The sequence below is a fragment of the [Actinomadura] parvosata subsp. kistnae genome (assembly GCF_900323885.1).
In the GTDB taxonomy this organism is placed as follows: domain Bacteria; phylum Actinomycetota; class Actinomycetes; order Streptosporangiales; family Streptosporangiaceae; genus Nonomuraea; species Nonomuraea composti.
The window spans coordinates 207,057-229,606 of sequence record NZ_OOHJ01000022.1; the positions used below are offsets into that span (position 1 = coordinate 207,057).

The 22,550-nt window shown below is 72.8% G+C and carries 23 protein-coding genes and 3 pseudogenes; 19 read left to right on the forward strand and 7 right to left on the reverse strand.

The genetic code is table 11. The annotated features are described in order from the left end of the window. The first annotated feature begins 10 nt into the window (after positions 1 to 10). On the forward strand, positions 11 to 940 hold the full coding sequence (locus KIS93_RS43755; protein WP_080041215.1) for an adenosylcobinamide-GDP ribazoletransferase: 930 nt from the start codon (positions 11 to 13) through the stop codon (positions 938 to 940). Here the strand turns inward: KIS93_RS43755 and KIS93_RS43760 are convergent. From KIS93_RS43760 to KIS93_RS43770, 3 genes are read right to left on the reverse strand one after another with little or no spacing between them, the layout of a single operon-like run. After that, positions 824 to 1,831, reverse strand: coding sequence for a CPBP family intramembrane glutamic endopeptidase (locus tag KIS93_RS43760; RefSeq protein WP_080041216.1), 1,008 nt, complete (start codon positions 1,829 to 1,831; stop codon positions 824 to 826). The genes KIS93_RS43755 and KIS93_RS43760 overlap by 117 nt on opposite strands. After that, positions 1,828 to 2,793, reverse strand: coding sequence for a hypothetical protein (locus KIS93_RS43765; RefSeq protein WP_080041217.1), 966 nt, complete (start codon positions 2,791 to 2,793; stop codon positions 1,828 to 1,830). The genes KIS93_RS43760 and KIS93_RS43765 overlap by 4 nt, the downstream gene beginning before the upstream one ends. Further along, positions 2,790 to 3,137 (reverse strand): GntR family transcriptional regulator, encoded by a 348-nt coding sequence (locus tag KIS93_RS43770; RefSeq protein WP_080041218.1) that lies wholly within the window; start codon positions 3,135 to 3,137, stop codon positions 2,790 to 2,792. The genes KIS93_RS43765 and KIS93_RS43770 overlap by 4 nt, the downstream gene beginning before the upstream one ends. Positions 3,138 to 3,242: 105 nt before the next feature. On the opposite strand from KIS93_RS43770, the gene KIS93_RS43775 reads away from it, so the two are divergent. The 14 genes and pseudogenes from KIS93_RS43775 to KIS93_RS43835 form a co-directional block, all read left to right on the forward strand. Then, a complete protein-coding gene (locus tag KIS93_RS43775) occupies positions 3,243 to 4,712 on the forward strand; it encodes a leucyl aminopeptidase (protein ID WP_080041219.1) in 1,470 nt (489 codons plus the stop codon). A 51-nt stretch (positions 4,713 to 4,763) separates the two neighbouring features. After that, entirely contained in the window at positions 4,764 to 6,128 is a 1,365-nt protein-coding gene (gene lpdA / locus KIS93_RS43780; protein ID WP_080041220.1) for a dihydrolipoyl dehydrogenase, read from the forward strand. A gap of 56 nt (positions 6,129 to 6,184) precedes the next feature. Beyond that, positions 6,185 to 6,334 (forward strand): annotated as a pseudogene (locus KIS93_RS66225) (biotin/lipoyl-containing protein); the annotation flags it as partial. Between the two features lie 609 nt (positions 6,335 to 6,943). Next, a complete protein-coding gene (locus tag KIS93_RS66235; protein WP_246005490.1) occupies positions 6,944 to 7,645 on the forward strand; it encodes a 2-oxo acid dehydrogenase subunit E2 in 702 nt (233 codons plus the stop codon). A 597-nt stretch (positions 7,646 to 8,242) separates the two neighbouring features. Continuing rightward, positions 8,243 to 9,136: a TIGR01777 family oxidoreductase gene (locus KIS93_RS43790; protein ID WP_080041222.1), complete on the forward strand. Its 894-nt coding sequence runs from the start codon at positions 8,243 to 8,245 to the stop codon at positions 9,134 to 9,136. Positions 9,137 to 9,177: 41 nt separating this feature from the next. Next, positions 9,178 to 9,915, forward strand: a complete 738-nt coding sequence (locus KIS93_RS43795) for a Type 1 glutamine amidotransferase-like domain-containing protein (protein WP_080041223.1) — start codon at positions 9,178 to 9,180, stop codon at positions 9,913 to 9,915. Positions 9,916 to 9,952: 37 nt separating this feature from the next. After that, positions 9,953 to 10,645, forward strand: coding sequence for a lipoyl(octanoyl) transferase LipB (gene lipB, locus KIS93_RS43800; protein ID WP_080041224.1), 693 nt, complete (start codon positions 9,953 to 9,955; stop codon positions 10,643 to 10,645). Between the two features lie 162 nt (positions 10,646 to 10,807). Then, positions 10,808 to 11,797, forward strand: a complete 990-nt coding sequence (locus KIS93_RS43805; RefSeq protein ID WP_155128176.1) for a M48 family metallopeptidase — start codon at positions 10,808 to 10,810, stop codon at positions 11,795 to 11,797. Between the two features lie 42 nt (positions 11,798 to 11,839). Beyond that, positions 11,840 to 12,769 carry a lipoyl synthase gene (gene lipA, locus KIS93_RS43810; RefSeq protein WP_080041226.1) on the forward strand — a complete coding sequence of 310 codons (930 nt, stop codon included), beginning with the start codon at positions 11,840 to 11,842 and terminating at the stop codon, positions 12,767 to 12,769. A 186-nt stretch (positions 12,770 to 12,955) separates the two neighbouring features. Continuing rightward, the gene (locus tag KIS93_RS43815; RefSeq protein WP_186404779.1) at positions 12,956 to 13,597 is read left to right on the forward strand and encodes a cupin domain-containing protein; all 642 of its coding nucleotides are present in this window, start codon (positions 12,956 to 12,958) and stop codon (positions 13,595 to 13,597) included. After that, positions 13,534 to 13,911, forward strand: a complete 378-nt coding sequence (locus tag KIS93_RS43820; RefSeq protein WP_186404780.1) for a helix-turn-helix domain-containing protein — start codon at positions 13,534 to 13,536, stop codon at positions 13,909 to 13,911. The genes KIS93_RS43815 and KIS93_RS43820 overlap by 64 nt, the downstream gene beginning before the upstream one ends. A gap of 122 nt (positions 13,912 to 14,033) precedes the next feature. Beyond that, on the forward strand, positions 14,034 to 14,441 hold the full coding sequence (locus tag KIS93_RS43825; protein WP_222107858.1) for a VOC family protein: 408 nt from the start codon (positions 14,034 to 14,036) through the stop codon (positions 14,439 to 14,441). Next, positions 14,434 to 15,228 carry an alpha/beta fold hydrolase gene (locus KIS93_RS43830; RefSeq protein WP_080047051.1) on the forward strand — a complete coding sequence of 265 codons (795 nt, stop codon included), beginning with the start codon at positions 14,434 to 14,436 and terminating at the stop codon, positions 15,226 to 15,228. Before KIS93_RS43825 ends, KIS93_RS43830 begins: the two co-directional genes overlap by 8 nt. 266 nt (positions 15,229 to 15,494) lie before the next feature. Next, positions 15,495 to 17,296, forward strand: a pseudogene (locus KIS93_RS43835) (glycoside hydrolase family 3 C-terminal domain-containing protein); the annotation flags it as partial. A gap of 56 nt (positions 17,297 to 17,352) precedes the next feature. On the opposite strand, the gene KIS93_RS68475 reads toward KIS93_RS43835, so the two are convergent. Further along, entirely contained in the window at positions 17,353 to 17,481 is a 129-nt protein-coding gene (locus KIS93_RS68475; protein ID WP_335673929.1) for a hypothetical protein, read from the reverse strand. A 69-nt stretch (positions 17,482 to 17,550) separates the two neighbouring features. Here KIS93_RS68475 and KIS93_RS68480 point away from each other — a divergent pair, with 69 nt between their 5' ends. The 3 genes and pseudogenes from KIS93_RS68480 to KIS93_RS43845 all read left to right on the forward strand — a co-directional run bounded on the left by KIS93_RS68480 (position 17,551) and on the right by KIS93_RS43845 (position 19,296). After that, positions 17,551 to 17,715, forward strand: coding sequence for a hypothetical protein (locus tag KIS93_RS68480; RefSeq protein WP_335673930.1), 165 nt, complete (start codon positions 17,551 to 17,553; stop codon positions 17,713 to 17,715). A gap of 66 nt (positions 17,716 to 17,781) precedes the next feature. Continuing rightward, the gene (locus KIS93_RS43840) at positions 17,782 to 18,462 is read left to right on the forward strand and encodes a DUF4191 domain-containing protein (RefSeq protein WP_080041229.1); all 681 of its coding nucleotides are present in this window, start codon (positions 17,782 to 17,784) and stop codon (positions 18,460 to 18,462) included. A 34-nt stretch (positions 18,463 to 18,496) separates the two neighbouring features. Then, positions 18,497 to 19,296 (forward strand): annotated as a pseudogene (locus KIS93_RS43845) (class I SAM-dependent methyltransferase). Here KIS93_RS43845 and KIS93_RS43850 read toward each other — a convergent pair. From KIS93_RS43850 to KIS93_RS43860, 3 genes are all read right to left on the reverse strand, one after another. Next, a complete protein-coding gene (locus KIS93_RS43850; RefSeq protein ID WP_080041231.1) occupies positions 19,293 to 20,228 on the reverse strand; it encodes a hypothetical protein in 936 nt (311 codons plus the stop codon). The pseudogene KIS93_RS43845 and the gene KIS93_RS43850 sit on opposite strands and share 4 nt — an antisense overlap. Then, positions 20,225 to 20,845: a TetR/AcrR family transcriptional regulator gene (locus KIS93_RS43855; protein ID WP_230465421.1), complete on the reverse strand. Its 621-nt coding sequence runs from the start codon at positions 20,843 to 20,845 to the stop codon at positions 20,225 to 20,227. Before KIS93_RS43855 ends, KIS93_RS43850 begins: the two co-directional genes overlap by 4 nt. A 62-nt stretch (positions 20,846 to 20,907) precedes the next feature. Then, complete coding sequence (locus KIS93_RS43860; protein ID WP_080041232.1) at positions 20,908 to 21,369, reverse strand: RDD family protein; 462 nt, start codon at positions 21,367 to 21,369, stop codon at positions 20,908 to 20,910. Positions 21,370 to 21,445: 76 nt separating this feature from the next. Here KIS93_RS43860 and KIS93_RS43865 point away from each other — a divergent pair, with 76 nt between their 5' ends. Next, a complete protein-coding gene (locus tag KIS93_RS43865) occupies positions 21,446 to 22,534 on the forward strand; it encodes a hypothetical protein (protein WP_155128179.1) in 1,089 nt (362 codons plus the stop codon). Positions 22,535 to 22,550 lie beyond the last annotated feature (16 nt).

A 22,550-nucleotide genomic window follows, 5' to 3' on the forward strand; every position in this document is an offset into this window, starting at 1 on the left:
ATCCTGCGTTATGCGGCTGATGGACGGGCTGAGGTTCGCCCTGGGCACGTTGAGCGTGTTACCCGTGCGGGTCGAGCGGGTGGATCGGCAGGTGGCGGGGCAGGCGATGACGCTGGCCCCGGCGGTGGGGCTGCTGCTCGGGCTGCTCGCGGGGGCGGCGCTGCTGCTGCCCGCGCCGCCGCTGCTCGGGGCCGCGCTGGCGCTGGGGCTGCTGGCGCTGCTCACCCGCGGCCTGCACCTCGACGGGCTGGCCGACCTGGCCGACGGGCTGGGCAGCGGCAAGCCGGCCGACCAGGCGCTCGACATCATGAAAAAGTCCGACATCGGGCCGTTCGGCGTGGTGACGCTGGTGCTGACGCTGCTCGTCCAGGTCGCGGCGCTCGCCGACGCCGGCGTCTGGGCGCTGGTGACGGCGTGCGTGGCGGGGCGGCTGGCCCTGACGTGGGCCTGCCGCTCCGGCGTGCCCGCCGCCCGCCCAGACGGGCTGGGCGCGATGGTGGCGGGCACCGTACGGCGCCCGGCCGCCTGGCTCACCACCGTGGCGGCGCTGCTCGCCGCCGCCGTGATCGGCCTGCTCACCGCCCCCGGCGCCGGCCTCTGGGCCTGGGACGGGAACGACGAGCCGGCTCGCGAGCTGCCGGCCCGCTACATCTGCATGGCCGGCTCGTGCCCGGAGCCCGCCGAGCCCGGCCTGCGGTACGACACCGGCCCGGACGCGTTCGCGACCGCGGTGGCCGTCTCCGAGGAGGACGCGAGCCCTCCGGGCCGGTTCTCGGGGGTCGTGGTGGCGCCGGTGGCGCTGCTCGCCGGGCTCGGGGCCGCCCTACTGCTGCTCGGGCACGCCCGGCGCCGTCTGGGCGGGATCACCGGGGACGTGCTCGGCGCCCTCGTCGAGACGGCCGCCGCCGCCACGCTCGTGGTGTACGCCATCCTCGGGTGAGGCGGGCCAGCCCGGGTGCGGCGGGCGTACCGGGAAGAAGCGGAGCAGCACGAGGGCCAGCAGCGCGAGCAGCGCCCAGCCGACCACGCCGGTGAGGCCGGCGAGCAGCTCGTTCGGCGGGTGGGCGGCGTCGCCCAGCAGCAGCGCGACCGAGGCGATGGCGTTGACCGCGCCGTGGGCCACGACGGCGGGCCACACGCTCCCGGTACGCAGCCGCAGCCACCCCATCACCAGCCCGAGCAGCACGCAGAAGCCGATGAACACCAGCGCCGCCCAGGAGCCCAGCCTCGGGTAGTTGTAGCCGAGCAGCGTCAGCGGGGCGTGCCAGACGCCCCAGATGAAGCCGGACAGCAGCAGCCCGGCGAGCACGCCGTTGGTGGAGGTGAGCCGGGGCGCCAGCCAGCCGCGCCAGCCCCATTCCTCCCCGAGCGCCGGGATCGCGTTCAGCACGGGCCCGGCGACGACGGCGATGACGATCTGCGTGATGGCGGGCGTGGTGAGGTCGGCGGGCGGCGTGACGCCCTGGGCCCGCCAGACCGCCTTCAGGAGGCTGAGGTGGTCGAGGTCGAGCGTGACCAGTCCCACGGCGGCGCTGATCCCCACGGAGAGGAACGCGAGCAGCGGCACGCCCAGCCACGCCGCCAGCATGAGGGCGACGGTGCGGCCCTTGCGCTCGCCGAGCGTCAGGCCCGTCCGCCTGGCCCACTGCCGGAACGGCGTGCGGGAGACGGCCCACACCCCGAGCACGCCCACGCTGGGCGTGAACATCATGAGCGTGCCCAGCACCATCATCAGCGGCGAGCCGAGCCCGCCGCCGAACCACAGGGGCAGCGCGACGGCCCAGGACAGCCCGAAGGCCAGGACGGTGAAGACGAGCAGAGGTCTTTTCATGAGGGGACTCGCTCCGCTATGAGGGCGTTGATGAGGGAGGCGCCGCGTTCGGCGTCGTCGATGCTGATCGCCAGCCGCCCGCCGGAGCGGTAGCGCAGGACCAGGCATTCGCCGCCGCGCAGCATGATGGTGGCGCGGCCGGGCAGCCCGCGGAAGCCCCAGCCGCCGACCTCGCCGGGCGTGAGCCGCTCGCACCAGGCCGACTCGACCTTCGACAGGGGGATCCGGCGCGCCGGCCAGCCGAGCGGGCCGAAGCCGATCGTGACCGCGTCGTCGCCGGCCCGGACGGAGAGCGCCGAGCCGGCCAGCGCGGCGACGAGCACGATGGCGAAGCCGGGCAGCAGCCGGGGCACGAGCCCGCCGGAGGTCACGCCGAGGATGGTGAGCGCGCCGGTGACGGCGACGCCGGCCAGCGCAAGGGCGCTGACGGCGGCGAGCCACCGGTTGTCCACGCGGCTGACCCAGACGGCCCGCTGGCCCGCCCGGAGCCTGAGCGCGGGCGGCGCCGCGTCCCGGGAGGACTGCTCGTCGGGGGCGCCCCTGCCCAGGTAGCCGACCAGGGACCCGGCGACGGCCGCGGCGGCGATCACCAGCGGGACGTGCCAGCCGGGCAGCAGGGTCGCGCGCCAGGAGGGGGCGTCAAGGTTGACGGCCAGTGTGGAGGCGTCCGCGCCGAGCAGGAGCACCCCGGACGCGGCCATGCCGGCGTAGGAGGTGACCCGCGCGGCGCGCCGGTCGCGGGCCCGGCCGAGCAGGAGGAACAGCAGCCACAGTCCCGTCCACAGGATCACGGTCGTGATCACGTGGACGGTGACCGAGTTGGAGCCGTCGGGCACGGCGCCCGAGGTGCCCCAGTGGGTGGCCATGGGGTCGGGGAGCCGGTCGCGCAGCGCCAGGGGCCCCAGGAGCAGTGCGGCGGCCACGGCCAGCCACCACACGACGGCGACGACACGGGCTCTCACGTCAGTTCCTCCACGATGGTGATGAGGTCTTCACGGCTGTAGCCGTACTTCTTGGCCTCGTCGAGCAGTTCGCGTGCGCGTTGCACGAGCAGGGCGCGCCCGTCGGCGCGGCGCGCCACGCTGACGCCGCGGCCCCTCCTGAACTCCAGCAGCCCTTCGTCGCGCAGGTCGCGCAGCGCGCGCAGCACGGTGTTGGGATTGATGCCCAGCGCGGCGGCCAGGTCGCGGGCCGGCGGCAGGCGATCGCCCGGCCGGTAGGAGCCCTCGCCGATGGCGCGGCGGATGGCGCCCGCCACCTGTTCGTGGAGGGGGCGCGCGTCGTTGAGATCGAGCGTCAGCAGCATGGTGCTAATGACACTAGCACCATTAATCAGATCGTGCTGACCGGCGATTGGTAGGATGAACCCCTGTTTGTGAGTACGTAGAAGACGTGGATAGCATCGGTTTACGTGACCACTGTGCGGCTGAACTCAGCAGATCCCGTCTCTGTCGACACCGACGCGTTGATCGTCGGTTTCCGCCCCGGCCAGGACGGCCCCGTGCCCGCGGTGGGCGCCGAGTCCCTGGAAGCCGCCTTCGGTGGCAAGCTCGCCGCGTCGCTCGGCGCCGTGGCGTTCACCGGCAAGGCGGGCGAGCTGGCCAAGCTGCCGACGTTCGGCGCCATCGCCGCCCCCGTGCTCGTCGCCGTGGGCCTGGGCGACTCCCCCGCACCCGAGGGTCTGCGCCGCGCCGCCGGCGCCGCCGTCCGCTCACTCGCCGGCACCGCGCGCGCCGTGCTCGCGCTGCCCGCCGGCACCCCCGAGGAGGCCGAGGCGGTCGCGCTCGGCGGCCTGCTCGGCGCCTACGCCTTCACCCGCTACCGCACCGCCGGCGAGCAGAAGGCCCCCGTCGCCGACCTCACGGTGGTCTCCGGGCAGCCCGGCGACGTGGCCGAGCGCGCGAGCGTGCTGGCCGAGTCGGTCTCCCTCGTCCGCGACCTGGTCAACACCCCGCCGTCCGACCTGTGGCCGGCCAGGTTCGCCGAGCTCGCCGAGCAGGCGGGCGCCGAGGCCGGGCTGAGCGTCGAGGTGCTCGACGACAAGCAGCTCAAGGACGCCGGCTACGGCGGCCTCATCGGCGTCGGCCAGGGCTCGGTCAACCCGCCGCGCCTGGTCCGCCTCGCCTACAGCCACCCCGAGGCCGGCAAGACGCTCGCGTTCGTCGGCAAGGGCATCACGTTCGACTCCGGCGGCCTGTCGCTCAAGCCGTCCGCCTCGATGGACTGGATGAAGTCCGACATGGGCGGCGCCGGCGCCGTGCTCGGCGCGCTCATCGGCATCGCCCGCCTCGGCCTGCCGGTCAACGCCGTCGGCTACCTCTGCCTGGCAGAAAACCTGCCGAGCGGCACCGCGCAGCGCCCCTCCGACGTCATCCACAGCTACAGCGGCAAGACCGTCGAGGTGCTCGACACCGACGCCGAGGGCCGCCTGGTCCTCATGGACGGCATCGCCCGCGCCGCCGAGGACAACCCCGACCTGATCGTCGACGTGGCCACCCTCACCGGCGCCCAGATCGTCGCGCTCGGCTGGCGCACCGCCGGCGTCATGGCCAACGACGACGCCATCAGGGAGCTCGTGGTCGAGGTGGCCACCGAGGCCGGCGAGGGCGCGTGGGGCATGCCGCTGCCCGACGAGCTGCGCAAGGGCCTCGACTCCCCCGTCGCCGACATCGCCAACCTGCACCCCGAGCGCTGGGGCGGCATGCTGGCCGCGGGCATCTTCCTCAAGGAGTTCGTGCCCGAGGGGGTGCGCTGGGCCCACATCGACATGGCCGGGCCCGCGTTCAACAAGGGCGAGCCGTACGGTTACACACCGAAGGGCGGCACGGGCGCCATCACCCGCACCCTCATCGGACTCGCAGAGCGGCACGCGAGCATCTGAAACAAATGAAAAGATGACGGCATCACGAACACCCCGACAAGGAGCCTTCCCGTGGCCTATGACATCGTCGTCCTAGGGGGCGGCAGCGGCGGTTACGCCTGTGCCCTGAGGGCGGCTGAGCTGGGCAAGTCGGTCGCCCTGATCGAAAAGGACAAGATCGGCGGCACCTGCCTGCACAGGGGATGCATCCCCACGAAGGCCCTGCTGCACTCCGCCGAGATCGCCGACGAGACCCGCGAGAGCGAGTCGTACGGCGTCAAGGCCCGCTTCGAGGGCATCGACGTCCAGGGCGTGCACGCCTTCAAGGACAAGATCGTCACTCGGGCCTGGAAGGGCGTGCAGGGCCTGCTGAAGGCCGCGGGCGTCACGATCGTCGAGGGCGAGGGCCGTCTCGTCGGGCCCGACCGGATCCAGGTGGGCTCCGAGGTCTACGAGGGCCGCAACATCGTCCTGGCCACCGGCTCGGCCCCCAAGACGCTGCCCGGCCTCGAGATCGACGGTGAGCGCGTCATCACCAGCGAGCACACGCTCAAGATGGACCGCGTGCCCAGCTCGGTCATCGTGCTCGGCGGCGGCGTCATCGGCGTCGAGCTGGCCAGCGTCTACCGCTCGTTCGGCGCCGAGGTGACGATCGTCGAGGCGCTGCCGCACCTGCTGCCCACCGAGGAGGAGTCCAGCTCCAAGCTGCTCGAGCGGGCCTTCCGCCGCCGCGGCATCAAGTACGAGCTGGGCGTCTTCTTCGACAGCGCCAAGACCACCGAGACGGGCGTCGTCGTCACCCTGGCCAACGGCAAGACCCTCGACGCCGAGCTGCTGCTCGTCGCCGTCGGCCGCGGCGCCGTGTCGGCGGGCATGGGGTTCGAGGAGCAGGGCATCGCCATCGAGCGCGGCGCGGTCGTGGTCGACGAGCACTGCCGCACCTCCGTGCCCGGCGTCTACGCCATCGGCGACCTGATCCCCACCCTGCAGCTCGCGCACGCCGGGTTCGCCGAAGGCATCATGGTGGCCGAGCACATCGCCGGCCTCAACCCGCCGCCCATCGACTACGCGGGCGTGCCGCGCATCACCTACTCCGACCCCGAGGTGGCCTCCGTGGGCCTGACCTCGGCGCAGGCGGCCGAGCGCGGCATCGAGACCGTCGAGCAGGTCTACGACCTGGCGGGCAACCCCAAGAGCCAGATCCTCGGCACCTCGGGCGCCGTGAAGGTCATCGCCCAGAAGGACGGCCCGGTCGTGGGCGTCCACATGGTGGGGCGGCGCATCGGCGAGCTCGTCACCGAAGGCCAGCTCATCTACAACTGGGAGGCCCTGCCCGCAGAGGTCGCCCAGCTCATCCACGCACACCCGACCCAGTCCGAGGCCATGGGTGAGGCGATGCTGGCCCTGGCCGGCAAGCCGCTGCACGTACACAACTAGTCCAGCCCTCGAGATCAGAACGCGAGAGAAGAATAACGATGCCGGTCTCCGTACAGATGCCCCAGCTCGGCGAGAGCGTTACCGAGGGCACGGTAACCCGTTGGCTGAAGAAGGAGGGCGAGCGCGTCGAGGCCGACGAGCCGCTCCTCGAGGTGTCGACCGACAAGGTCGACACCGAGATCCCGTCGCCGTCCGCCGGCGTGCTCACCAAGATCGTCGTCGCTGAGGACGAAACGGTCGAGGTCGGCGCCGAGCTCGCGATCATCGACGAGAACGGCCAGCCGGGCGCCGCGGCCCCCGCTCCCGAGGCGGCCCCGCGCCGGCTCCCGAGCCCGAGCCCGCTCCGGCCCCGCAGCCCGAGCCCGCGCCCGCCCCGCAGGCCTCCTCGATCCCGCAGCCGGCCCCGGCCCAGCCCGCCCCGGCGCCCGCGCCCGCCCCGGCCCCGGCCCGGCCCCGGCTCCCGCGCCCCAGGCCGCTCCCGCGCCGCAGGCCGCTCCCCCGGCCCAGCCGGCCGCGCCCTCCGGCGACAGCCCCTACGTGACGCCGCTGGTGCGCAAGCTCGCCAACGAGCACGGGGTCGACCTCGACTCCATCAACGGCACCGGCGTCGGCGGCCGCATCCGCAAGCAGGACGTCCTGGAGGCCGCCAAGGCGCAGCGCGAGCAGGCCGCGGCCGCCGCCCAGCCGGCCGCCCAGCCCGCCGCGCAGGCTCCCGCCCCGCGCAGGCCGCCGCCCCGGCCCCGGCCGCCCAGGCCCCCGCCGCGGCGCCCGAGCCCGTCGAGGTCGACACCACCCTGCGCGGCCGCACCGAGAAGATGTCGCGCCTGCGCCAGACGATGTCCAAGCGCCTGGTCGAGTCGCTGCAGACGGCCGCCCAGCTCACCACCGTCGTCGAGGTCGACGTCACCAAGATCGCGCGGCTGCGCGACCAGGCGAAGGCCGACTTCCAGCGGCGCGAGGGCGTCAAGCTCACCTTCATGCCGTTCTTCGAGATGGCCGCCATCGAGGCGCTCAAGCAGCACCCCAAGCTCAACGCGACGATCAACAACGAGACCATGGAGGTCACGTACTTCGACGTCGAGCACCTCGGCATCGCGGTCGACACCGAGCGCGGCCTGATCGCGGCCGTCATCAAGAACGCCGGCGACCTCAACCTCGCCGGGCTCGCCCGCAAGACCGCCGACCTCGCCGAGCGCACCCGCGCCAACAAGGTGACGCCCGACGAGATCACCGGCGGCACGTTCACGCTGACCAACACCGGCAGCCGTGGCGCCCTGTTCGACACGCCGATCCTCAACCAGCCGCAGGTCGGCATGCTGGGCACCGGCGCCGTCGTCAAGCGGCCCGTCGTGATCGACACGCCTGAGGGCGAGGTCATCGCGGTCCGGTCCATGGTCTACCTCGCGCTGACCTACGACCACCGCCTGGTCGACGGTGCCGACGCGGCCCGCTTCCTGACGACGATCAAGCGTCGCCTGGAGGAGGGGCGCTTCGAGGCGCAGCTCGGCCTCGCGTAACCCGGCCTCTCCGGGTCTCTGATCGGCCGGGCGGCTCCCACGGGACCGCCCGGCCCTTCACTGTCCCGGCCCTCTCGCACGGGCCGCCCACCGTCCCACGGCCGGACGCCCTCCCACGACCGGACGCCGTCCCACGGCCGGGCGTCGTCCCGCAGGCGCTCGCCGTCCCCTCGATCGGTTACACGCACGCCGTCACCGCAAGCGCGTCTCATCACCCGGGGCCCGCCCTCACGCGCGCTTGGCAGCACGCGGCGCTCAGCGCACGAGGGCGATCACGCCGGCACGCCCCGTCATCCGAACGCGCCCGTCACGTGGGCAGGCGCTGCCCCTGGGCGGGCGCCGTCACGCGGGGCGGGCGCCGTCATGCGGGGCGGGCGCCGTCATGCGGGGCGGGCGGTGGAGTGCAGCGCGGCGGTAGTGCGCGGAAGCGGCCGCGGGGTCATGAGGCGGGCGCGTTCCTGAGGTCGCCGCCCGGCGGAGGCGGTCGTGTCCCGAGGCGCTGGCCCAGCTCCCCTTCCCTGGCAGGCGCCCGTCGGAGGGCGGCGTGTGCGGGGCGTGTGGAGCGGCAGGTGAGGGGGTCCGGCGTAGTGTGAAGGTATGGCGATCATCGTGACGGGCGCGTCCGGGCTGCTCGGGACGGCGCTGGTGGCGGCGCTGCGGGCCGGTGGGCGGGAGGTGGTGCGGCTGGTGCGCAGGCCGCCCCAGGGGGACGGCGAGGCGTTCTGGGACCCGGCGGAGCAGGTGGTGGACCTGGCCGCGCTGGACGGGTCGGAGGCCGTCGTGCACCTGGCGGGCGCGTCGATCGCCGGGCGGCGCTGGACGCCGGCGTACAGACGGGAGCTGGTCGAGAGCCGCACGCGGGGCACGCGCGTGCTGGTGGACGCGCTGCGCGAGCTGTCGCGCCCGCCCGAGGTGCTGCTGTCGGCCTCCGGCATGGACTTCTACGGCGACACCGGCGACCGGCTGATCGACGAGGGGCAGGGCAAGGGCCGCGGGTTCCTGGCCGACCTGTGCGAGGCGTGGGAGGCCGAGGCGCGGCGGGCGGGCGAGGCGGGCATCAGGACGGTGCAGGCGCGCACGTCGCTGGTGCTGAGCAGGGACGGCGGCGCGCTCGGCCGGATCCTGCCGATCTTCAGGATGGGCCTGGGCGCGCCGCTCGGCACGGGCCGGCAGTACTGGTCGTGGATCAGCGTCGACGATTGGGTGGGCGCGGCCCTGCACGTGCTGCGGACCCCGGGCATCGAGGGCCCGGTGAACTTCTCGGCGCCGCAGCCGGTCACGAACGCCGAGTTCACCAGGACGCTCGGCAAGGCGCTGCGGCGCGGCACGGTGCCGATCCCGGTGCCGGCGTTCGCGCTGGCGGCGGGGCTGGGCGCGTTCGCCCGCGAAGGACTGCTGGTCAGCCATAGGCTGGAGCCGGCCAAGCTGACGGCCGGCGGCTACCGCTTCGCGCATACCCGTCTCGACGAGGCCCTGCGCGCCGTACTGTAGTTTTCCCCGTCCATCCTTCTAGCATCCTGGAGACATCCGACATGAGCCGGTCAGGGCAGTCGCACATCCTCGCCATCGGGGGCGGGTCGTTCCGTGCCAGCAGGCGCCACGGCCAGATCGAGGCCGGCGGGCTGCTGCGGTACGGCCTCGACCTGACCGGGCAAGACCGTCCGAAGCTGGGCCTGGTGGCCACCGCCACGGGCGACTCGGCCGACTGGCTGCTGAAGATGTACGGCGCGTTCGCGGGCTGGGACGTCGAGCTGAGCCACCTGACGGTGTTCCCGATGCCGAACGTGCCGGATCCGCGGGCGTGGATCCTGGAGCAGGACATGATCTATGTCAGCGGTGGCAGCGTGGCCAACCTGATGGCGTTGTGGCGCCTGCACGGGCTCGACGAGGCGTTCGAGGAGGCGTGGCGGGCCGGGGTCGTGCTGTCGGGGCAGAGCGCGGGCGCGCTGTGCTGGCACGTCGGCGGCAACACCGACTCCTTCGGGCCGGATCTGCGGGTGTGGGCCGAGGGGATGGCGCTGCTGCCGTTCTCGTGCGGGGTGCACTACAACTCCGAGCCGCAGCGGCGGGAGCTGCTGCAGCGGTCGGTGGCCGAGGGCGAGCTGCCCGGCGGGTACGCCGCCGACGAGGGCGTGGCCCTGCACTACGTGGGCACGGAGTTCATCCAGGCGGTGAGCGTCGAGCCGGCCGGTTACGCGTACAAGGTCGAGACCGACGACGCCGGGAAGGTAAAGGAGTTCAGGATCGAGCCTCGTTTGCTGACCCCCTGATTACCCTTCGAGGGTGAGGGAACGGCACAATAGGCTCATGCGCCCCATCCCCGGGGACGATCCCCACGCACTCGCCATCGTCCGCCTCGGTGTCGACGTCCCCTACGAGCAGGCCTGGTCGTTGCAGCGCTGGGTGCACGGCAAGCGGGTCGCCGGAGAGCTCACCGACACCGTCCTGATCCTCGAGCACGCGCCCGTCTACACGGCGGGCAAGCGCACCGCCCCGCACGAGCGGCCCTCCGACGGCACCCCCGTCGTCGACGTCGACCGCGGCGGGCGGCTCACCTGGCACGGTCCGGGGCAGCTCGTGGCCTACCCGATCGTGGCGGTCTCCGACGTGGTGGCGTTCGCCTGCCGCCTGGAGGACGCGATGATCCAGGTGTGCGCCGACTTCGGCGTCACCGCGAGGCGGGTGGCCGGCAGGGCCGGGGTCTGGGCGCTCGGCGACCCGGCTCTCGGCCTGCCCGACCGGCAGCTCGGCGCGGTCGGGCTGCGGATGGCGCGCGGGGTGACCATGCACGGCTTCGCGCTCAACTGCGCCAACGACCCTCGCTGGTTCAACCGCATCGCGCCGTGCGGCATCCCCGACGTGGGCGTCTCCTCCCTGTCGGCCGAGACGGGGCGGCGGATCGTGGTCGAGGAGGTCATGCCGATCGCGGAGAAGCGGCTGGCGGAGGCGCTCGGCAAGGAGCCGTTCGACCTGCACGAGGAAGACCTGCTCCGCCGCTGACGCATTGGTCCGGCGACGACCTCCTGCGCCGGGCGGATCCGTGCGGCAAGCACCTCCTGCGCCGGGCGGATCCGTGCGGCAAGCACCTCCTGCGCCGCCGGCTGGAGAGGTTGACCAAATCGGCATCTGGTAGCCGCGCGTTCCGGGCTTACCATCGCCTTTGTGACGCGTCTTTGCGCCCTCGTGCTCGCGCTCGTGGTGCACCTGCTGACGCTGGCGTTCGTCGCGCTGGGCGGGTGGATCATCCTGCGTGAGCCAGGATCGATACTGTCGTGGCTCCTCGGCGGCGTGAGCCTGGCCATCGGGTGGGCGTTGCGGCCCCGCCTGGGCCGGCTGCCCGCCGACGCCGACATGCTCGACCGCGCCGCCGCCCCCGAGCTGTACGCGGTGGCGGACCGGGTGGCCGACCGGGTGGGGGTGAAGCGGCCCAGCAAGGTCGCGGTACGTGACCTCGCCACCCGCACCGGCTACGACCGGATCGGGGTGGCGCGCACCCCCGTGCTCGTGGTCGGGCTGCCCCTGTGGCTGGCGCTGTCGCCCAAGCAGCGGGTGGCCCTGCTGGCCAGGACGTACGCGCGGCTGCCGACGGGTGACGAGCGGGTCGTGACCGAGGCGCTGGCCACGCTGGAGTGCTGGCGCGACGCCCTGGTGGGCCCGGGCGCCGGGCCGCTGCAGGCCCGCTCCGACGCCCAGGACAAGATCGCCACCACCGCCCCGATGGCGTACGACGCGATGGCCTCCCCGTTCGGCGTGACGGGGCTGCTCGGCCGCCTGGTCGGCCGGGTGCTCGGCGGCCCGGTGCTGCTCACCCGGTACGTGCTGACCCGCCTGGCGCGCGCCGGCGAGAGCCGCGTCCAGGCCAGGCACCGGGCGCTGGCATTGCGCGTGGCCACGGAGGAGGAGCTGGCCGAGCTGGAGACGCTGGAGGAGCGCGGCGGCTACGTGGCGCCGATGCAGGCGGCGGCGCTGCGGGGCGAGAGCGTGTCGGCGATCCGGCGTACGGTGCTGACGAAGTTCCAGCTCACGGCGGACGGCGTGTTCCCCTCGGCCCCGCACAGCGAGCTGCTCGGCAACGAGCAGTCCGACCGGATCGACGAGGAGCTGGCGGCGCACTACGCGCGGGCGATCCGCGGCTTCGGCCTCATCTCCTGACCCTCTACCAGGTCGCTGTCGCGGCGGACGTAAGCTGAGACCGTGACCGTTGCTCCTGAAGGCCGAAAGCTCCTCCGCCTGGAGGTGCGTAACGCCGAAACCCCTATCGAGCGCAAGCCCCCGTGGATCAAGACCAAGCTGAGGACGGGCCCCGAATACACCGAGCTGAAATCGCTCGTGCGCCGGGAGGGCCTGCACACGGTCTGTGAAGAGGCGGGCTGTCCGAATATCTACGAGTGCTGGGAGGATCGCGAGGCGACCTTCCTGATCGGCGGCGACCAGTGCACCCGGCGCTGCGACTTCTGCCAGATCGACACGGGCAAGCCCAAGGAGTACGACCGCGACGAGCCGCGCCGGGTCGCCGAGTCCGTCCAGCAGATGGGCCTGAAGTACGCGACCGTGACCGGCGTGGCGCGCGACGACCTGCCCGACGGCGGCGCCTGGCTCTACGCCGAGACCGCGCGCCAGATCCACGCGCTGCTGCCCGACTGCGGCGTCGAGCTGCTGGTGCCCGACTTCAACGGCAACCGCGAGCAGCTTGAGGAGGTCTTCTCCAGCAAGCCCGAGGTGTTCGCGCACAACGTCGAGACGGTGCCGCGGATCTTCAAGCGCATCCGTCCCGCCTTCCGCTACGAGCGCTCGCTCGCGGTGATCACGATGGCGCGCGAGGCCGGGCTCGTCACCAAGTCCAACCTGATCCTGGGCATGGGCGAGACGCGCGAGGAGATCGTCGAGGCCATGCGCGACCTGCACGCGGCCGGCACCGACCTGCTGACGATCACCCAATACCTGCGGCCGACGCCGCGCCACCACCCGGTGGAGCGGTGGGTGAAGCCGGAGGAGTTCGTGGAGCTGCAGGCCGAGGCCGAGGCGATCGGGTTCGCCGGGGTGCTGTCGGGGCCGCTGGTGCGCTCGTCGTACCGCGCGGGCCGGCTCTACAAGCAGGCCATCGAGGCCCGCCAGAACGCCTGAACGCCGAAGGGCCGTCGAGGCCCGCCAGAACGCCTGAGCAAGACCGTCGAAGTCGGCTGAGTGTGGCTTCGTGAGAGCCCCGGGATGACCTCCCGGGGCTCCTTCATGTCGGGAAATATGGCGTTTCTTCCGGGTGCGCGTGAACGGGCTAGCATGACAGGCCCCAGCCGAGGGAGGGCGACGCGCATGGCCGTTCTGATCCGCACCAGTGACCTGCCGGCCGCACGTCGCCACGACGCCTGGCGCGGCATCGTCTGCGACACGCTCGGTCCGCTCGACCTGCGCATCGACCCCGACGCGCCGTTACACGGCGAGATCGAGTTCGGCAAGCTCGGCAGCGTGGGCGTCGGCCGCATCCAGACCTCCACCCCGCACAGCGTCCACCGCACCTCCGGCCTGATCCGCCGCGACAACCTCGAGCTGTACCGCGTGGTGCTCACCCTGTCGGGCAGCCCGCGCCTGTCGCAGGACGGCCGCAACACGCAGCTCAGCCGGGGCGAGTTCGCGATCTACGACTTCTCCCGGCCGTACGAGCTGGCCTACGACTCGGCGGTGTGGCTGGCGGTGTTCAGCGTGCCGCGCGGGCAGCTCGCCGTCCCGGCCGACGCGGTGGCGGAGCTGGCCGCGCTGCCCATCACGGCCGAGTCGGGGCCGCCGCGCTGGCCGTGCCGCTGCTGCGGCGGGTGGCGCTGGACCATGACACGTACCGGCCCGGCAGCGCCGCGCGGCTGTCCAGCGTGGTGGCGGACCTGGTCAGCGCCGCCGTGGCGGAACGCCTCGACCAGGCCCGGTCGCTGCCCGCCGACGCCCGGCAGCGGACGTTGCTGATGGAGGTGCACGCGTTCATCGAGCGGCGGCTGGGCGACGCCGAGCTCGACCCGGCGACCGTCGCCGCGGCCCACCACATCTCCGTGCGTTACCTGCACCGGCTGTTCGAGTCGGAGAACACGACGGTGGCCGCCTGGATCCGGCAGCGCCGCCTCGAACGGTGCCGCGCCGAGCTGATCTCGGGCGGCAAGCAGTCGGTCAGCACGATCGGCGCCCGCTGGGGGCTGCCGGATGCCGCCCATTTCTCCAGGTTGTTCCGGCAGGCGTACGGGATGCCGCCGGCGGAGTACCGCCGCGCCCACACCGTGCGCTGACCCTCAAGGCACCCACCTCCCGTGCGCTGATCCTCAAGTTCCTTGGCACCCAGATCCAAGACCGGCGGGGCCCTCCCGCAGCACACTTGAGTCACAACACGCGCAAGAGAAGGGATGCGGAGATGCAGCTTTTCGTCAACGTCCCGGTCAAGGACCTGGACCGGTCGACCAAGTTCTTCACCGAGCTCGGCTTCAACCTGTTCGGCATGGGCCAGGGCCTCGCCTCGGTCATCATCAGCGAGCAGACGCAGGTCATGCTGCTGGAGGAGCCGGTGTTCGGCTCGTTCACCACCAAGGAGATCGCCGACGCGAGCAAGAGCACCGAGGCGATCCTGGTGCTGGGCGTGGAGAACCCGGCCGCGGTCGACGAGCTGGTCGACAAGGCCCTGGCGGCCGGCGCCACCCCGGCGGGCGTCCCGCAGGAGGGCGGCCCCGTTACCAGCGCGGCTTCGCCGACCTGGACGGCCACCACTGGGAGGTGCTGTGCCTGGTGCCGCCGGCCGAGTGAAGCGGGACACGATCATGCCTGATGTGGTGAAGTCACCCGACGGGACCCTCATCGCCTACGACCGGCACGGTGAGGGGCCCGCGGTCGTCCTGGTGCAGGGCGCGTTCACGGACCGGCGGCATCCGCTCATGACCGCGATCGCGACCGGGCTGTCGCGGTGGTTCACGGTCTACAACTACGACCGGCGCGGGCGCGGCGGCAGCGGCGACACGCAGCCGTACGCGGTGGAGCGGGAGGTCGAGGACCTGGCCGCCGTCATCGGGGCCGCCGGCGGGTCGGCCATGGTGTTCGGCGGGTCGTCGGGCGCGGCGCTGGCCCTGGAGGCGGCAGTCGCGATCCCGGGCATCACGAAGCTGGCCGTGTGGGAGCCGCCCTACCACGTGGACGACAGCGCGCCCGCCCTCCCCCTCGACCTCGCCGAGCGGCTCTCCCTGCTGGTCGAGACGGGCAACCGCGCGGAGGCGGTGGAGCTGTTCCTGGTCGAGGCGGCCGAGGTGCCGCGCGAGGCCGTGGCGGGCATGCGGTCGCACCCCGCGTGGGCGGAGATGGAGGCGGTGGCGCACACGCTGGCGTACGAGGCGGCCGTGCTCGGCCCCGGCAACGCGCTCCCCGCCGCCCTCCTGGCCGACATCACGCAGCCGACGCTGGTGCTCAACGGCGCCGACAGCCCGGCGTGGATGGCGAACGCGGGGCTGGAGGTGGCGGCGGCGGTGCCGGGGGCGGTGCGGCGCGTCCTGGAGGACCAGACGCACAACGTGGCGCCGGAGGCGCTGGTACCCGAACTGCTGGAATTCTTCGTGACCGCCTGACGCACCCGGCGCCAGGCGGGCGCATCCGACGGGGACGCCCGGCAGGCGCAGGAAGCGGACACGTCCAGGCGGCGGCCTCGGGACGGCTTTACATAACGCGAAGATAACAAACCTATCGGGCACTCGGTTTTCTGGGTGACACTGTGCTCGTGGACCTCGATGAACTGATCTCCCGCCTCGACCTGCCCACCAAGATCAGCCTGCTGACCGGCGCCGATATGTGGTCGCTGCCCCCGCTGCCCGAGATCGGGCTCGACCGGCTCGTGATGAGCGACGGCCCCATCGGCGTACGGGGCGAGCAGTGGAGCGCCGGCGACCCCTCGATCGCCCTGCCCAGCCCGACGGCACTGGCCGCCACCTGGGACGTGGAGCTGGTCCGGCGGGCCGGCCGGCTGCTCGCCCAGGAGGCGCGGCGCAAGGGCGTGCACGTCCTGCTCGCGCCCACCCTCAACCTGCACCGCTCCCCCCTCGGCGGCCGGCACTTCGAGTGCTTCTCCGAGGACGCGTTCCTGACGGGCGAGATCGGCGCGGCGTACGTCGAGGGCGTGCAGGAGGGCGGGGTCGCCACCACGCCCAAGCACTTCGTGGCCAACGACTTCGAGACCGACCGCTTCACCGCAGACGTGGTGGTCGGCGAGCAGGCGCTGCGGGAGCTGTACCTGCGGCCGTTCGAGCGGGTGGTGCAGGCCGGGGCGTGGGGCGTGATGACGGCCTACAACTCGGTGAACGGGACCACCATGACCGAGCACTCCGAGCTGGTGAACGGCGTGCTGAAGGGCGAGTGGGGCTTCGACGGGTTCGTCGTGTCGGACTGGACGGCGGTGCGCTCGACCGAGGCCGCCGCCCTCGGGGGCACCGACGTGGCCATGCCGGGGCCGTCGGGGCCGTGGGGCGAGCTGCTGGAGGCGGCCGTACGCGAGGGCCGGGTGCCGGAGTCGGCCGTGGACGACCGCGTCCGCCGCATCCTCCGCCTGGCCGAACGCGTCGGCGCCCTCCGCCCGGACGACCGCGCCGGCACCGCCGGCCCCGCGCCGATCGACGGGGTGGCCTTGGTGCGGGAGATCGGGGCCCGGGCCTTCACCCTGCTGACCAACGACGGCGTTCTGCCGTTGCGGGGCAGCCCGACGCTGGCCGTCATCGGGGCGGCGGCCCGGGAGGCGCGCGTGATGGGCGGTGGGAGCGCGCAGGTCTTCCCCGATCGGGTCGTCTCGCCGCTGCAGGGACTGTCCGAGCGCACCGGCGTCCGGTACGCCCTGGGCACCGATCCGCGCATCCGCCTGGCCCCGATCCCCGGTCCCGTCACGGCGGAGTTCCTGGACGAGGCGGGGGTGGTGCTGAGGGAGGAGCGGCTGGCCGGCGGCGAGGCTCGATGGCTGGGGCAGTTGCCGCCTGGCGTGGAGGCCGGGCGGCTCAGGAACGTCCGGTTGCGGGCGGCGTACACGGCCGAATCGAGCGGCGAGCACGAGCTGTCGGTGGCCGGGGTGGGCGCGTTCACGCTCACCGTGAACGGCGAGGTCGTCCTCGACGAGAGCATCGGGCTGGACGGTGGCGATCCGGCCGCCGCGTTCCTGTCACCGCCGGAGAGGCGGGTCGCCGTGGCCATGGCGGCCGGGGAGACGTACGAGGTGGTCGTCACGCATCCGGCCGGCACGTTCGGCGGGATGGCGGTGGTGTCGTTCACGCTCGGGCACGCGGACCCCGCGCCCGGCGAGGACGAGCAGCTGGCCGAGGCGGTGCGGGTGGCCCGCGAGTGCGACGTGGCGGTGGTGGTGGCCGCGACGACGCCGGAGGTGGAGAGCGAGGGGTTCGACCGGGCGGACCTGCGGCTGCCGGGGCGCCAGGACGAGCTGATCAGCGCCGTGGCGGCGGCGAACCCGCGCACGGTGGTCGTCGTCAACGCGGGCTCGCCGGTGGAGATGCCGTGGCTGCCGGAGGTGGCGGCGGTGCTGCTGACCTGGTTCCCGGGGCAGGAGGCGGGGCCGCGCTGGCGGACGTTCTCTTCGGTGACGCCGAGCCCGGCGGGCGGCTGCCCACGACGTGGCCGGAGCGGCTGGCGGACGCGCCGGTGTCGGCGGTGACGCCCGTGGACGGGAAGGTGTGCTACGACGAGGGCGTGTTCGTCGGCTATCCGGCGTGGCGGCGGGCCGAGCGGGCGCCGGCGTTCTGGTTCGGGCACGGCCTCGGGTACACGACCTGGTCGTACGACTCGATCGCGGCCGAGGGCAGCACCGTGACCGTGGCCGTCACGAACACCGGCACGCGCCCCGGCCGGGAGGTCGTGCAGGTGTACGCGGGCCGCGCCGGACGCTGGCCGCGTTCGACGTGGTCGAGGCGGAGCCCGGGCAGACCGTGGTCACGACGCTGTTCCTGCCGGAGCGGGCCTTCCAGGTGTGGGAGGACGGCTGGCGCACGGTCGAGGGCGGGCACCTGGTGGAGGTGGGCCGCAGCGCGGCGGATCTCAGGCTGTCGGCAACGGTGAAGATCTAGTCACAGCCGGAGAACGGCCGGGGCGCGTTTTCCATAGTGCACCAGTTGGTTTGTATCCTTCTGAGCATGGCAAAGTCCGAGGACTCAGAGAAGCCGGGGCGCATCAAGCAGCTCCGCATGATCGCGCAGATCATCAAGCAGGCCAACCCCAAGGGGATGCCGATCGTCTTCCTCTCGGCGGTGGGCACGCTGGCTGTGGTCGTCGTGATCGGTCTGGTCACGGGCTACCTGTGGTATTCGGTGTTCATCGGCGTCCTGGCCGCGCTCACCGTCGGCCTGGTGGTGTTCGGCCAGCTCGCGCAGCGGGCCCAATACTCGATCCTGCACGGCCAGACCGGCGCGGCGGCGGCCGTGCTGCAGGGCATGCGCGGCAACTGGCAGGTGACCCCGGCCATCGCGGTCAACCGCGACCAGGACCTCGTGCACCTCGTGGTGGGGTACCCGGGTGTCGTGCTGGTGTCCGAGGGGCCGGGCAACCGGGTGGCGAAGATGCTGAAGGCCGAGAAGCAGCGCATCTCGCGGGTGGTGCTGGGTGTCGAGATCTACGACGTTCAGTGTGGTGACGGCGAGGGGCAGGTGCCGCTCGGCAAGCTGCAGCGGCACCTGATGAAGCTGCCGCGCAACCTGAAGAAGCCGTCGGTCAACGAGGTGAAGGACCGGCTGCGTTCGCTGCCGCGCAACATGCCGATGCCGAAGGGCCCGATGCCCAAGGGCGCCCGCATGCCGCGCGGCCCGAAGATGCGCTAGTGCCGTCCCCTGCGTCCCGGCCGGAGAGACGCCGGTGCCGTCCCCCTCGTCACAGGCCGAGGAGGCGCCGGCGTTGTCGGCTTCGTCGCGGGCCAATCGGGGCTGGTGGGACGGCAATGCCGACGACTACCAGGTCGAGCACGGCTCCTTCCTGCGCGACGACGGGTTCGTGTGGGGCCCTGAGGGGCTCGACGAGGCCGACGCGCGGCTGCTCGGCGACGTGCGCGGCCGGCAGGTGCTGGAGATCGGCTGCGGCGCCGCCCAGTGCGCCCGGTGGCTGGTGCGGCAGGGGCGCGGGTGGCGGCGTTCGACATCTCGCACCGCCAGCTCCGCCACTCGCAGCGCATCGACCTCGACACGGGGGTGCGCGTCCCGGTGGTGCAGGCCGACGCGGAGGCGCTGCCGTTCGCCGGCGGCTCCTTCGACGTGGCCTGCTCCGCCTACGGGGCGCTGCCGTTCGTGGCGGACCCCCTGGCGGTCTTCCGTGAGGTGCGCCGGGTGCTGCGGCCGGGCGGGCGGTTCGTGTTCTCGGTGAGCCATCCTGTCCGGTGGGCGTTCCCGGACGATCCGGGGCCGCGGGGGCTGACGTCCGACCGGTCGTACTTCGATCGCACGCCGTACGAGGAGCGTGACGAACGCGGCGCGCTCACCTACGTCGAGCACCATCGCACGATGGCCGACTGGGTGAATCTGCTGGCGGCCTCCGGGCTGACGATCGCCGGGCTGGTGGAGCCCGAGTGGCCCGAGGGGCATGAGCGGGTGTGGGGCGGCTGGAGCCCCCTGCGTGGCCGTCACCTTCCCGGCACGGCCATCTTCACCTGTGTGAGTTTTTAGCGCGCGTACCTGGCGGCCATGGCGTGGAAGACCTCCTTGGGCTCCCAGCGGGTCTCGTCGAGCATCCTGATGACGCCGTACGAGCCGAGGTCGTCCTCGCCGAAGCGGTTGTAGGCGGCGTAGGTGAACCACAGGGCGGTCTCCACGCCCTCCGCCTCGAAGATGTCCAGCAGTTCGTGGAAGTAGCGGACCTGCTCGCCCTCGTCGCGCACCGCGCCCTCGGGCACCACCCAGGCCATGCCGCCCAGGTCACCCGCCCCCTTGTAGGCGCAGGTGCCGAACTCGGTGACGGCGACCGGCTTGCCGTGCGTGAACAGGGCGCGCAGCTCGTCGGTGTAGTCGTGGGCGTTGTAGGCGGCGCGGTAGGCGTCCGAGCTCACGATGTCGAACGGCGTCCAGTCGATCCGCTCCCAGGGCCCCGCGGCGTAGGTGATCCGCCCGCCGAACACCGGCCGGACCGCCTCCATCATCTGCGCGAGGTAGGCGTTGAAGCGCGGCATGACGTCCGTCATCAGGCCGCGCCACCAGTTCTCGTCGCCGGCCCCCATCATGTCGAGCCGGTCGCGGTAGCTCTCGCCCTCGATGAAGCCCTTGCCGAAGGCGCTGGTCTCGCAGCCGGTGACGTAGACGACCTCGGCGCCCGAGCGGCGCAGGCTCTCGGCCAGCTCCGCGCCCGCCGCGAGGGCGGGGATCAGCTGCTCCTGGTCGAGGTCCACGGGGAACGGCGCGAACCACACCTCCAGCCCGGCGGCGGCGGCCCGCTCGGCGGCGACGGTCATGCGCCGCGGGTCCATCCCCGAGATCCGGACCACCTCGCAGTGCAGGTCGTCGGCGATGACGCGCATGTCGCGGGCGACGGTCTCGGGGTCGAACGTCTCGCGGGACGCTGAACCCGGCAGGAACCCCGTGTCATAGTTGATCCCCTTTTTCACGATTTTTCTCCCTCGATGGATGAGAAGCCGTGCTCCAGGAGGTCGAAGGCCAGCTCGATCTCCTCCCCCAGCGACCGTTGCGCCTCCTCCAGCGGGACGCCCGTGGACAGCCGGTGGAAGAACGCCTCCTGCAACGTGGTGATGGCGGCGGTGACCTGCCCCGCCAGGAGCCACGGCACGAGACCGCGGCCGGGCATCGCCTCCCCGAGCGCGGCGGCCAGCTCGGAGCGCTCGCCCATGTTCGTCTGGTACACGCCGGCGAGCAGGGCGGGGCTCGACGAGATGACCCGCACCCGCACCAGCAGCCCCTCGACGTCGAGCCCGCCCATGCCCTGCCGGGCCATCCCGCGGTAGTGCTCGCGCAGGGCGTCGAGCGGCGACTGGCCCTCACGCCGCCCGGCCACGATCGCCGCGTGGTCGTCCTTGATCGCGTCGAGGACCAGGCACTCCTTGCTCGGGAAGTAGTTGAACAGGGTGACCTTGGCGACCCCGGCCGCCTCGGCGACCTCGTTGACCGTCACGGCGTCGTAGCCGCGCTCGTCGAACAGCCGCAGTGCCACCTCGGAGATCCGCCGCCGGGTCTCCTCCTTCTTGCGCTCCCTGAGCCCCGCCATCATGCGGACAGCATAAACCGTACCGGGTATAAATTTAAACCCGGTACGGCTTTCAGGCTGACGGACTACATCCGGACGACCATCGTGTTGGACGCGCGGTCGTGGATCCCCCGGTGGTCGCGATCCCAGATCGCGGCCGGGACGACCAGCGCCAGCAGCACCGTGCGCACCGCGACCGGCAGCAGCCTCGGGTCGCCGCCGTCCATCGCGGCGACCCTGATGCCCATCAGCCGGTGCCCGAACGTCTGGCCCATCCACCCGACCAGCACGAGGTACTGCAGCGCGAACACCAGCACCGGCGCCCACGGCGACTCGGCGGGGTTCATCCGGAGCAGCAGCTGCACGACCACCCACGTGCAGATCATCCAGTCGATGACGAGCGCGCCGATCCTGCGGCCCCAGCCCGCGATCGACCCGCTGCCCTCCTCGGGCAGCCCCAGGCGCTCGCCGGGATATCCGAGATCGATACCGGCGGACCTGACCCCGCCCAGCCAGGTCTGCGTCCACCGAGGCTCGTTCCTGCTCATGCCTCCACGGTAGCCGCCCGGGGGGCCGGTCCGGATTGTGACCCAACCGCGTCACCGACCGGCCATCATGGACGCCATGCCACACGGGGATGATCTAGACCAGCGCTTCAACGAGCTGGTCGCGCAGATAGACGCCGAGCAGCAGCGCAAGATGCGGGCGGCGGCGAAGAAGGGCGCCAGGGCGTCACGGCGGGCCAGGAACGCGGAGCGGGAGCGCTTACGCCCCGCCGCCACCGCCTGGGAGGACCCGGCGCCCCGGCGCGGGGGCAGGCGGATCTGGCCGGCGCTGGCGGGGGTGACGGCGGTGGTCACGGCCGCGAGCCTCGTCCTCACGCTCCGGCCCGGCCTGCTCACGCCGGTGGGCGCGGTGCCCGAGGAGACGATGCCGGAGGAGACGATGCCGGTGGCGGCCCCGCCGGCCTCGATGAACGCGGGGCCGGTCCCCGAGGAGACGACACCGGTGCGGCCCACCGCGCAGGGGCCGTTCGCGGGCTCACCGGCGGAGGGGTGGGCCGAGGGCGCCGACGGTTTCGACCTGCCCAAGGCCAAGGCGACCGGCGGCCTGTCGGAGAAGGACGTGGCCAAGGGGATCGAGCGGACGCGCGCGTTGCTGTCGGCCGCCCACCTCGACCGCAAGACGCTCTTCGGGGGCCATCCGGCGGCGTTCGTGAAGCTGCTCCCTCGCGACGAGCGGTCGTGGTTCACCAAGCGGCTGCACCGCGAGGGCCGCGACGGCACCCGCTCGTGGGTGACCAGCTTCGCGCCCAAGACGGCCGAGCGGGCCAGCGACGTGGTCAAGGTGCGCGGCAGGACGAAGCTGTCGTCGTTCCGGCTGGACGGGCGCAGGGGCGCCAAGCTGGAGACCGACCACATCATCGTGCACGCCGTCCAGCGGCCGGGGCAGCCGGAGACCGCCATCCGCCTGGTGACGCGCCAGCGCGGCACGTTCCTGATCTACCGGGAGGGGGAGGAGCTGGTCGTCTGGGTGCGGCAGATGGGCGGGAGCGCGACGCCGGCCCGGTGCGACGTGGACGACGCCTACATCCACCCCTTCTACGCCGACTCCGCCCCCAGTACGAAGCGGCCGGAAGGCGCGCCCGTGGACCCGTACGACCTGGACGCGCCCGACCCCGACGGCGACTGCCACGCCTCCAAGCGCACGTGAGCACGCCCCCCGCGAC

What these genes read in the sequence shown, in the direction of transcription:
- KIS93_RS43755 (WP_080041215.1), top strand. Translation starts at nt 11, where the DNA reads ATGCGGCTGATGGACGGGCTGAGGTTCGCCCTGGGCACGTTGAGCGTG.
- KIS93_RS43760 (WP_080041216.1), bottom strand. Translation starts at nt 1,831, where the DNA reads ATGAAAAGACCTCTGCTCGTCTTCACCGTCCTGGCCTTCGGGCTGTCC.
- KIS93_RS43770 (WP_080041218.1), bottom strand. Translation starts at nt 3,137, where the DNA reads ATGCTGCTGACGCTCGATCTCAACGACGCGCGCCCCCTCCACGAACAG.
- KIS93_RS66235 (WP_246005490.1), top strand. Translation starts at nt 6,944, where the DNA reads ATGTCGCGCCTGCGCCAGACGATGTCCAAGCGCCTGGTCGAGTCGCTG.
- KIS93_RS43790 (WP_080041222.1), top strand. Translation starts at nt 8,243, where the DNA reads ATGGCGATCATCGTGACGGGCGCGTCCGGGCTGCTCGGGACGGCGCTG.
- KIS93_RS43795 (WP_080041223.1), top strand. Translation starts at nt 9,178, where the DNA reads ATGAGCCGGTCAGGGCAGTCGCACATCCTCGCCATCGGGGGCGGGTCG.
- lipB (WP_080041224.1), top strand. Translation starts at nt 9,953, where the DNA reads ATGCGCCCCATCCCCGGGGACGATCCCCACGCACTCGCCATCGTCCGC.
- KIS93_RS43815 (WP_186404779.1), top strand. Translation starts at nt 12,956, where the DNA reads ATGGCCGTTCTGATCCGCACCAGTGACCTGCCGGCCGCACGTCGCCAC.
- KIS93_RS43825 (WP_222107858.1), top strand. Translation starts at nt 14,034, where the DNA reads ATGCAGCTTTTCGTCAACGTCCCGGTCAAGGACCTGGACCGGTCGACC.
- KIS93_RS43830 (WP_080047051.1), top strand. Translation starts at nt 14,434, where the DNA reads ATGCCTGATGTGGTGAAGTCACCCGACGGGACCCTCATCGCCTACGAC.
- KIS93_RS43840 (WP_080041229.1), top strand. Translation starts at nt 17,782, where the DNA reads ATGGCAAAGTCCGAGGACTCAGAGAAGCCGGGGCGCATCAAGCAGCTC.
- KIS93_RS43855 (WP_230465421.1), bottom strand. Translation starts at nt 20,845, where the DNA reads ATGATGGCGGGGCTCAGGGAGCGCAAGAAGGAGGAGACCCGGCGGCGG.
- KIS93_RS43860 (WP_080041232.1), bottom strand. Translation starts at nt 21,369, where the DNA reads ATGAGCAGGAACGAGCCTCGGTGGACGCAGACCTGGCTGGGCGGGGTC.
- KIS93_RS43865 (WP_155128179.1), top strand. Translation starts at nt 21,446, where the DNA reads ATGCCACACGGGGATGATCTAGACCAGCGCTTCAACGAGCTGGTCGCG.